The sequence below is a fragment of the Streptacidiphilus monticola genome, from assembly GCF_042658505.1.
In the GTDB taxonomy this organism is placed as follows: domain Bacteria; phylum Actinomycetota; class Actinomycetes; order Streptomycetales; family Streptomycetaceae; genus Streptacidiphilus; species Streptacidiphilus monticola.
The window spans coordinates 39,466-49,019 of record NZ_JBHSQJ010000078.1 but is presented as its reverse complement, the minus strand read 5'-3'; the positions used below and the strand labels follow the sequence as shown (position 1 = coordinate 49,019).

Genomic DNA, 9,554 nt, shown 5'->3' with positions numbered 1-9,554 from the left:
CGGACGGATTCCATCCGTCCGGGCCCTCTCACGTCCGCTCAGAACGCCGGCCGCCTGTCCACGACCAACGCCAACGCCGCCACCACCACTACTTCTTCTTGTAGACCACGACCGACCCGTCGCTCAGCGACGTGTCGTTGAGCACCGCCAGCCGGCCGTCCGGGAGGATGTAGACCGTGCCGTAGGTGAAGGTCCAGCCGTCCGTGCCGGTCGGCAGTTCGCTCAGGACGGTGGACTTGCCCGTGGCCGGGTCGAGGGTGACCACGTGCGGGACGCCGCTGTAGCTGCCGGTGGAGACGGCGTAGAGCTTGCCGTCGCCGTTGTCGTCCGCCAGGGCCGCGCCGTGGTGGCTCTCGCCGTCGTAGCTCCAGAGCTTGTTGCCCGTGGCGAGGTCGAAGGCGGTGACCGACGAGATGTCGTCGCTGCCCCGCGTCGGGACGATCAGCGTCTTGCCGTTGTCCACCAGGCGGGCCACCCGGTCGTCCGAGACGCTGTTGCCGATGCTCAGTTCCAGGTTGCCCGTGGACAGCTTCTTGCTGTTGCCGCCGGCGTCGAACTGCACGACCGAGTCCTCGCCGGTCTGGCTGATCGAGGCGATGATCGGCGAGGCCGAGTAGACGTCGCGGACGTCCGTGTGGTCCTTGGTGGACTTCTGCCACAGCTTCCGGCCGGTCGCGCCGTCGTAGGCGGTCAGGGTATACGGGTCGGAGTCCCTGTCCGCGCAGTAGTCGTCGACCAGGACGACGCCCGGGGCGCCGTAGTCGTAGACGTTGCAGTAGTCGCCGCGGGCGTGGTAGCCCCAGACGGTCGCGCCGGTGTCCACCTTGACGCCACCGAGGACGGTGGCGCCGACGATGGTGGCCACGTCGCCCTGGATGTACGTCTGGGCGCTCATCGCCGTCGTGTGCTCGGAGTTGGTGAGCGGGATGGACCACAGCACCTTGCCGGTCGCCGCGTCCACACCGGTCATGACGGTGCAGGAGTGGCTGTCGGTCCCGAAGGCGATCGTGCCGATGCCCTTGCTCGACAGGTTGGACGACATCGCGCAGGGGACCTTGCCGCCGCCGGTCGAGGGCGGGGTGACGGTCCAGGCCTTGGTGCCGCCGTCGAGGTTGTAGGCGGTGACGCCCTCGCCGCTGCTGGCTCGGATCAGCAGCTTGTCGGTGAGCCAGCTGCCGACGAGCTGGTCGTTGTCCCCGGTGGAGGGCGCGGACCAGTCCTTGGTCATGGCCGCGCCGCCCTTGCCGTTGTCGCCTCCGCCGCTGAAGACGGTGAAGGCCAGGACGACGATGGCGATGACGAGCACGCCGACGATGACCAGGGCGCTGATCCAGCCGGCGTTGAGCCGGCGGCCGGTGCCGCCCGGACGGCCGGGGTAGGGGCCCATCGGGTAGGCGCCGCCGGGCTGTTGCGGGTAGCCGGGCTGGGGCTGGCCCTGCCGCGGGTAGGCGTACCCGGGCTGCGTACCCGGCTGCGCCTGCGTACCCGGCTGCGCCTGCGGGTAACCCGGTTGAGCGTAGCCCTGCTGCTGCGGCCATCCGGGCGCCGGGGTCGGCGCGTAACCGGGCTGCATCGGCGGAGCCTGCTGTCCCTGCGGAGCCGGCTGCCCCTGCTGTGCCGGGTAGCCGTAGCCGCCAGGACCGGGCTGGGCCTGCGGCGAGGTCTGCGTAGGGGCGTAGGCCCACCCGGACTGCTGCGGCGGAAGACCGCTCACCTGCCCGCCACCCGCGTGCCCGCCACCGGGCTGGGCACCAGGCTGTCCCGCCGCTGCGCCTGTGGCCTGGGCCGCCTGGCCCGGCATCGCGGGACCCTTGCTCAGTTCCGTGGGCGCGTAGCCCGGGGGCGGCGGCGGGTACCCGTAAGGAGGCTGGTCCTGGGGACCCGGCCCTGCTGAACCCGGCGCTGCCCCATGCTGGTTGGCACCGCCCGGGCCGGCCGGGCCGGCCGCTGCTCCTGGAGCACCGGGACCCGGTGTGGTGTCGGACATCCCCCGCACCTTTCCGATTATCTGGTTCTGCTGTGACTGATCCGCTTTACGCCACTCTTACGTTGATCGCGTCAGGCATCGTAGAGGGCCGGGACACGCGAACGCGAACATGCCGCTGGAGCAGGCGCATGGCCTGGCGCTGACGGCCTGTCAGGCCCGGTGTGGGATCCGGCGGACCCCGCAGGGCCCCCTCAGGACCCCTCGGTGCCCCGTCAGGACGACCCCTCGGGCCTGTCCGCCGCCTGCGCCCTGAGCGCGCGGGCCAGGTCGTCGCGGCACTCGAGGACCAGGCGACGCAGTGCCGGCGCGGCGTCGGCGTGCTCGTCGAGCCAGGCGTCGGTGCGGGCGAGGACCTGCTCCGAGCCGACCAGGGCGGGGAAGAAGCCGCGGACGATGCGCATCGCGTTCTCGATGGTGCGCTCGGCCCAGACCTTCTCCAGGATCTCGAAGTACGGCTCCACGTACGGTTCGAGGAGTTCCCGGCGGCCGGCCTGCTGGAAGCCCGAGGCGTTCGCCTCCACCAGGGCGTTGGGCAGGTCGTCGCGGTCCATGACGCGGTGCCAGGCCTGGGACTTGGCCTCGGCGGTGGGCAGCGCCGCGCGGGCCTGGGTGGCCAGGCGCTGGCCGCTGGCGGTGTTGTCGCGGGCGAGCTCGGCCTCGATGGCGTCCGTGCCGGCGAGGCCGGCGGCGGCGAGGCACTGGGTGAGGGCCCAGCGCAGCTCCTGGTCGATCTCAAGGCCGTCGATCCGCTCGGTGCCGGCCAGCAGGCCGGCCACGAGCGCCAGTTCGGCGCCGTCGCCCACACCGTCCCCGCCTTCGGCCCGATCCGCCGTCGCGTCCGCCACGCCGCCCGCCGTCGCGTCCGCCGTGGCGGCGAGGAAGCGGGCCCAGGCGAGCTGCTGGTCGCTGCCAGGAGCGGCGGCGCGCAGCTCGCGCGCGGCGCCGGCGGCCAGCTCGCGTCCGGCGGTGCCACGGGCGGCAGGGGCGACGTAGGAGTCCAGCGTGGCGGACGCGTTGAGGTGCAGCTGCTGCAGGACGCCGATGTCGCTCTCCTGCCCGGCGAAGCGCAGCACCAGGGCGAGGTAGTCGCGGGCGGGCAGCAGGCCGTCACGCGTGAGGTTCCACAGCGCGGACCAGGCGAGGGCGCGGGCCAGCGGGTCGGTGAGCGAGCCGAGCGACGAGCGCAGGGTGTCCAGCGAGGCGGCGTCGAAGCGGATCTTGCAGTAGGTCAGGTCGGCGTCGTTGACCAGGACCAGGTCGGGCCGCTCCCGGCCGGCCAGCTCCGGTACCTCGGTCCGGGCTTCGGGGCGGACGTCGGTCTCGATCTGGTCGGTGCGGACCAGCTCCCCGTCCGCGGTGCGGCTGTACAGGCCGATGGCGATGCGGTGCGGCCGGAGCACGGGGTGCGCGGGGTCGGCCTCCTGGAGGACGGCGAAGGAGGCGATCCGGCCGTCCTGATCCGCCGTCAGCTCCGGGGTGAGCGCGTTGACGCCGGCGGTCTGCAGCCAGGCGCGGGACCACTCGGCCATGGCCTCGGAACCGCGGCCGGAGGTCTCGGCGAGGACGGCGAGCAGGTCGTCCAGCGTGGTGTTGCCGAACGCGTGGCGCTTGAAGTAGCGCCGCGCGCCCTCGAAGAAGGCGTCCCGGCCGACGTAGGCGACGAGCTGCTTGAGCACCGACGCGCCCTTGGCGTAGGTGATGCCGTCGAAGTTGAGCTTGGCGTCCTCGAGGTCGCGGATGTCGGCGGTGATCGGGTGCGTGGTGGGCAGCTGGTCCTGCCGGTAGGCCCACGCCTTGCGGCGGTTGGCGAAGGTGATCCAGCCGGCCTGGTAGCGGGTGGCGGCGACCTGGCTGAACGCGCCCATGAAGTCGGCGAAGGACTCCTTGAGCCACAGGTCGTCCCACCACTGCGGGGTGACCAGGTCGCCGAACCACATGTGGGCCATCTCGTGCAGGATGACGTTGGCCCGCGACTCGTACGCGGCCTCGGTGACCTTCGAGCGGTAGATGAACTCCTCGCGGAAGGTGACCAGTCCGGGGTTCTCCATCGCGCCGATGTTGTACTCGGGGACGAAGGCCTGGTCGTACTTGCCGAAGGGGTACGGGTAGTCGAACTCGTCGTGGAAGAAGTCGAGGCCCTGCCGGGTGACGGTGAAGATCTCGTCGCTGTCGAAGTAGGGCGCCAGCGACTTGCGGCACAGCGCTCGGAGCGGGACGTCCAGCGTGGTGCGGCCGTCGTAGAGCAGGCGGCTCCAGGTGTCGGTGGCCACGTGGTAGGGGCCCGCGACGACGGCGGTGATGTAGGTGGAGATCCGTGGCGTGGGGGCGAACTCCCAGGTGAGCGCGGAGTCGTCGCCCTCGACCGGCAGCGGGTCGCCGCCGGCGGGGGAGTTGGCCAGCACCTGCCAGTCGGCCGGGGCGGTCACCTTGAAGCTGAACGGGGCCTTCAGGTCGGGCTGTTCGAAGTTGGTGAAGACCCGGCGGGCGTCGGCGGGCTCGTAGTGCGTGTAGAGGTAGACCTCCCCGTCGACCGGGTCGACGAAGCGGTGCAGGCCCTCGCCGGTGTGGCTGTAGGCGCAGTCGGCGTCCACGGTCAGCGTGTTCTCGGCGGCCAGGGACGGCAGCAGGACGCGCGAGCCGTCGAAGACCTCGGCCGGGTCGAGCTCGCGTCCGTTCAGCTCGACCCGGTGCACCTCGGAGGCGATCAGGTCGGCGAAGGAGTGCGCGCCCGGCTCGGCGCAGCGGAAACGCAGCACGGTACGGGAGCGGAACCGCCCGCTGTCGCCGAGGGCGGACCTCAGGTCCAGATGGACGTCGTAGCCGTCCACGCTGAGGATGCGGGCCCGCTCACGGGCTTCGTCGCGGGTGAGGTTGCTCCCGGGCACTGCGCCACTCCCTAACGTTCGAGTCCTGTCACCGCATCCTTTCACGGGGGGTCGCCCGGGAATCCGTGGCGGACCGGCAGTGTTGTGGGGGATGACTACGTGTCAGTTCCTTTCAGTCTGTTCAGGCAGGAGTGTGCAATGACGGCAGCCCAGGAGACGCCGGTCGTGACGGCTGATTTCTGGTTCGACCCGCTGTGTCCCTGGGCGTGGATGACGTCCCGCTGGATGCTGGAGGTCGAGCAGCAGCGCCCGGTCCGGGTGGCCTGGCACGTGATGAGCCTCGCCGTGCTCAACGAGGGGCGGGAGCTGCCGGAGCAGTACCGCAAGTTCCTGGACGAGGCGTGGGGCCCCGTGCGGGTCTGCATCGCCGCTGCCGCGGAGCACGGGGACGAGGTGCTGGGCCGTCTCTACACAGCGTTGGGCACCCGCTTCCACAACAACGCGGAGCCGCGCACCCGGGAGACGATCGAGGCCGCGCTCGACGAGGCCGGCCTGCCCCGCGAACTCGCCGACGCGGCGGACACGGACGCGTACGACGACCTGTTGCGGGCCTCGCACAAGGAGGGCATCTCGCTCGTCGGCGAGGACGTCGGCACCCCGGTGATCGCGGTGCCGGGCGCGGACGGCGAGCGTGTCGCCTTCTTCGGTCCCGTGGTCACCCCGACCCCGCGCGGCGAGGCCGCGGCGCGGCTGTGGGACGGCACGCTGCTGGTGGCGTCGACGCCCGGCTTCTACGAGATCAAGCGCACCCGCACGGCCGGCCCGTCCTTCGACTGACAGCACCCCACCCCCGCCAGGCGGGCGGCGCGGCCGCAAGGGGCGTGGGGAACTGCGCGAGCAACACACCACTCGGGGAGGTCCGTCCCCGATCAACGGGTCGAACCTCCGTGAGTGGTGGGCCGGCCGCGGAGTTCCTTCGCGCCCCTTCAGGCGGCTGCGCCGCCGGAGCGGTGCTGGCGGAGCCAACCCGCCGCGCTGAGGGCGACGGCCAGGGCCGCGGTCGCGGCAAGTTGGACGCGGTCCGCCTGGTCCCGCAGCATCAGGGCCAGGATCGTCGCCACGGCGACCAGCGTCGCCCACGTGAGCCAGGGGAAGCCCCACATCCTGACGCTCAGTCGGGCCGGCTCCTCCCGCTCCAGTCGGGCCCGCATCCGCAGCTGCGCGACGCAGGTGAAGCCCCAGACGACGAGCACCGCCGCGCCGACCATGTTCAGCAGCCAGTGGAACACCGTGTCCGGCCACCAGAAGTTCAGCAGCACCGCCACGAAACCGAACGACGACGAGGCCAGCACCGCCCGGCGCGGCACTCCGCCGGAGACCTTGGCCAGGCCCTTCGGGCCCAGGCCGCGGCCGACCAGGGAGAAGGCCATCCGGGACGAGCCGTAGATGTTCGCGTTCATGGCGCTCAGCAGAGCGATCAGCACCACCACGTTCATGATCTGCGCCGCCGCGTGGATACCAAGGTGGTTGAGCACCGCCGCGTACGGGCCGCCCAGCACCGAGGGGTCGTGCCACGGCAGCAGGGTCACGATGACCGCCATCGAACCGACGTAGAAGACGGCGATCCGCCACATCGCGGTGCGCACCGCCCGGCCGACGCTGCGGACGGGGTCCGCGGACTCGGCCGCGGCGATCGTCACCGTCTCCAGGCCGCCGTAGGCGAAGACCGAGGCCAGCAGGCCGGTCACCAGACCTGACGCGCCGTGGGGGAAGAAGCCGCCGTCGCCCGTCAGATTGCCCAGGCCGGGGGCGCCGGGGCCGACCACGCCGAAGACGGCCAGGACGCCCAGCAGCAGGAAGGCGGAGATCGCCGCCACCTTCACCGCGGCGAACCAGAACTCGAACTCGCCGAAGTTCCGGACCGCGGCCAGGTTGTTCGTGCAGAAGAAGGCCATGAACACCGCCACCCACATCCAGGCGGGCACCGCGGGCAGCCAGCCGTGCACGATGCCGGCCGCGCCGATGGCCTCGACCGCGACGCCGACGCAGAGCAGCACCCAGTACATCCACCCGGCGGTGAAGCCGGCCCAGGGGGCGATCTCCTTCTCCGCGTGGACCGAGAACGAGCCCGAGGCCGGTCGGGCCGCGGCCATCTCGCCGAGCATCCGCATGATCATCATGACCAGCAGCCCGGAGATGGCGAAGGCCACCACGATGGACGGCCCCGCCGCGGCGATCCCCGCGCCCGAGCCGACGAACAGGCCCGCGCCGATGACGCCGCCGAGGGCGATCATCGAGAGGTGACGCTGCTTCAGGCCGTGGGTCAGCGCGGCTGGTTCAGGGTGTGGGGCGGTGTGCGTGGTCTGTGTGGTGCTCATGGGGACGGTGGATCCAGACGGTTCGAATGGTGAGACGGCATGTTCGCTATCCGACCAGGCTGAACGATTCGTCCGGAGTGGTGCGAATCCTGCCCGCCATCCGGAAGCGATGATCCCGGTCCGCGTCCGCCCGAATGCGCACGGTGATGCCGCCGCCTTCCCCGCCAACGGTGTGACCTGCGTCTTTGTCAGGTTCGTCAAGGCCGTCGGAGCCGATCGCTCGATAGATTCGCGTGCATCGAACGGCTGACACACCCTCAGGACACCCAGGAGTAGCCCCGTGAGCCTCGCCGCCCCCGCCGATCCGTTGCGTTCCGGTGCCGTCCTCGCCGACCTGCTGCCCGCCACGGGCCGCACCCGGGCCGTCCTCCGCGACGCCGCCCTGGTCCTCGGAGGTGCGGCGCTGACCGGCCTGTCCGCACAGCTGTCCGTGCCGGTTCCGGGCTCCCCGGTGCCGGTGACCGGGCAGACCTTCGCCGCGCTGCTCGTCGGCACCGCGCTCGGCGCCTCGCGGGGTTCGGCGTCGATGGCGCTGTACCTGCTGGCCGGCATGGCGGGCGTGCCGTGGTTCGCCGGCGGCAGCTCCGGCACCGGGGCGACCTTCGGCTACGTGATCGGCTTCGTGCTGGCCGGCGCCCTGGTCGGCGCGCTGGCGCGGCGCGGTGCGGACCGCAGCCCGCTGCGCACCGCCGTCGCGATGGTGCTGGGCAACGCGGCCATCTACGCCGTCGGCGTCAGCTACCTCGCCGTCTCGCTGCACGTCTCCCTGGCCAAGGCCGCGGACCTGGGCATGTACCCGTACCTCGTCGGCGACGCGCTGAAGATCGCCTTGGCGACGGGCCTGCTGCCGGCGGCCTGGAAGCTCATCGGCCGCCGCGGCTGAGCCGCGCCCGGGGCCTGCTGACATACTGACGACCATGCGCGTCTACCTCGGTTCCGACCACGCCGGCTACGAGCTCAAAGAGCACCTGGTGAAGTGGCTCACCGCGAACGGGCACGAGCCCGTCGACTGCGGGCCGCACGTCTACGACGCCCAGGACGACTACCCGCCGTTCTGCCTGCGCGCCGCCGAGCGCACCGCCGCCGACCCGGACGCCCTGGGCGTCGTCATCGGCGGCAGCGGCAACGGCGAGGCCATCGCCGCGAACAAGGTGAAGGGCGTGCGCGCGGCGCTGGCCTGGAGCCTGGAGACGGCGACGCTGGGCCGCGAGCACAACAACGCGAACGTCGTCAGCATCGGCGGACGGATGCACTCGGTGGAGGAGGCGACCTCCTTCGTCGAGGCGTTCCTCAACACCCCGTTCTCTGCCGAGGAGCGCCACCAGCGGCGCATCGACATGCTGACCGAGTACGAGACCACCGGCGAGCTCCCGCCGATCCCGGCCCACCACCCGCAGCAGGACTGAGCCGCACCGGCCCCTGCTCCGGCCGTCCCGTCCAGGCGCACCACCGTTACGGAGGTGCGCCTGCGGCGTTCTAGACTCGGCGGATGCCCGAGGGACACACGCTGCACCGCCTGGCCGCCGAGTACCGCGCCGCCTTCGCCGGAACGCGCGTGCGGGTGACGAGCCCTCAGGGACCGTTCGCCGCCTCGGCGGCGCTGTTGGACGGGCGGACGCTGGTCGGCGCGGAGGCCACCGGCAAGCACCTCTTCCTCGGCTTCGGGGACCTCGGCGCCGTGCACATCCACCTCGGCCTCTACGGCAAGGTCGGCTTCGGCCCGGCCCCCGCCCCCGCGCCGGTGGGCGCGGTGCGGCTGCGGGTCGAGAACCAGGGCCACCACGCGGACCTGCGCGGACCCAACACCTGTGCCCTGGTGACTCCTGACGAGCAGTCAGCGGTGCTGGCCCGGCTGGGTCCCGACCCGCTGCGCGCCGACGCCGATCCGGACCTGGCCTGGACGCGCATCAGCCGCAGCCGGACCACGGTGGCGGCGCTGCTGATGGACCAGAAGGTGCTGGCGGGCGTGGGCAACGTGTACCGCGCGGAGGTCCTGTTCCGCCACGGCATCGCCCCGCACCGGGAGGGCCGGTCGCTCAGCCGCGCCGAATGGGACGCCGTCTGGGCGGACCTGGTCGCGCTGATGCGCGAGGGCGTCCGGCTGGGCCGGATCGACACCGTCCGGCCCGAGCACACCCCGGAGGCCATGGGCCGCCCGCCGCGAGTGGACGACCACGGGGGCGAGGTGTACGTCTACCGGCGCGCGGGCCTGCCCTGCCACGTCTGCGCGTCCCCGGTGGCGACGGAGACCCACGCCGCGCGCAACCTGTTCTGGTGCCCCGGCTGCCAGGCCGCCTGACGGCGTGTCAACAGTCGTTCCTGTGCCCGGGGCGGCGTCCACCGGAACAGGAACGACCGGATCCG

At 72.1% G+C, this 9,554-nt stretch carries 7 protein-coding genes; 4 read left to right on the top strand and 3 right to left on the bottom strand.

Features of this window, described 5'->3' with window-relative positions:
* Positions 1 to 88 precede the first annotated feature (88 nt).
* Both ACFP3V_RS19215 and pepN read right to left on the bottom strand, forming a co-directional pair.
* Positions 89 to 1,714 carry an outer membrane protein assembly factor BamB family protein gene (locus tag ACFP3V_RS19215; RefSeq protein ID WP_380585035.1) on the bottom strand — a complete coding sequence of 542 codons (1,626 nt, stop codon included), beginning with the start codon at positions 1,712 to 1,714 and terminating at the stop codon, positions 89 to 91.
* A 485-nt stretch (positions 1,715 to 2,199) separates the two neighbouring features.
* Entirely contained in the window at positions 2,200 to 4,872 is a 2,673-nt protein-coding gene (gene pepN / locus ACFP3V_RS19210; protein WP_380585033.1) for an aminopeptidase N, read from the bottom strand.
* A 138-nt stretch (positions 4,873 to 5,010) separates the two neighbouring features.
* On the opposite strand from pepN, the gene ACFP3V_RS19205 reads away from it, so the two are divergent.
* Positions 5,011 to 5,649, top strand: coding sequence for a mycothiol-dependent nitroreductase Rv2466c family protein (locus ACFP3V_RS19205; protein WP_380585031.1), 639 nt, complete (start codon positions 5,011 to 5,013; stop codon positions 5,647 to 5,649).
* Positions 5,650 to 5,798: 149 nt separating this feature from the next.
* Here ACFP3V_RS19205 and ACFP3V_RS19200 read toward each other — a convergent pair whose 3' ends face one another.
* Complete coding sequence (locus ACFP3V_RS19200; RefSeq protein ID WP_380585029.1) at positions 5,799 to 7,190, bottom strand: amino acid permease; 1,392 nt, start codon at positions 7,188 to 7,190, stop codon at positions 5,799 to 5,801.
* 280 nt (positions 7,191 to 7,470) lie between these two features.
* Between ACFP3V_RS19200 and ACFP3V_RS19195 the strand changes: the two genes are divergently transcribed.
* The 3 genes from ACFP3V_RS19195 to ACFP3V_RS19185 all read left to right on the top strand — a co-directional run bounded on the left by ACFP3V_RS19195 (position 7,471) and on the right by ACFP3V_RS19185 (position 9,489).
* On the top strand, positions 7,471 to 8,073 hold the full coding sequence (locus ACFP3V_RS19195; RefSeq protein ID WP_380585027.1) for a biotin transporter BioY: 603 nt from the start codon (positions 7,471 to 7,473) through the stop codon (positions 8,071 to 8,073).
* Positions 8,074 to 8,107: 34 nt separating this feature from the next.
* Positions 8,108 to 8,596 carry a ribose-5-phosphate isomerase gene (locus tag ACFP3V_RS19190; RefSeq protein ID WP_380585025.1) on the top strand — a complete coding sequence of 163 codons (489 nt, stop codon included), beginning with the start codon at positions 8,108 to 8,110 and terminating at the stop codon, positions 8,594 to 8,596.
* An 83-nt stretch (positions 8,597 to 8,679) separates the two neighbouring features.
* Positions 8,680 to 9,489: an Fpg/Nei family DNA glycosylase gene (locus ACFP3V_RS19185; protein ID WP_380585024.1), complete on the top strand. Its 810-nt coding sequence runs from the start codon at positions 8,680 to 8,682 to the stop codon at positions 9,487 to 9,489.
* Positions 9,490 to 9,554: the final 65 nt, after the last annotated feature.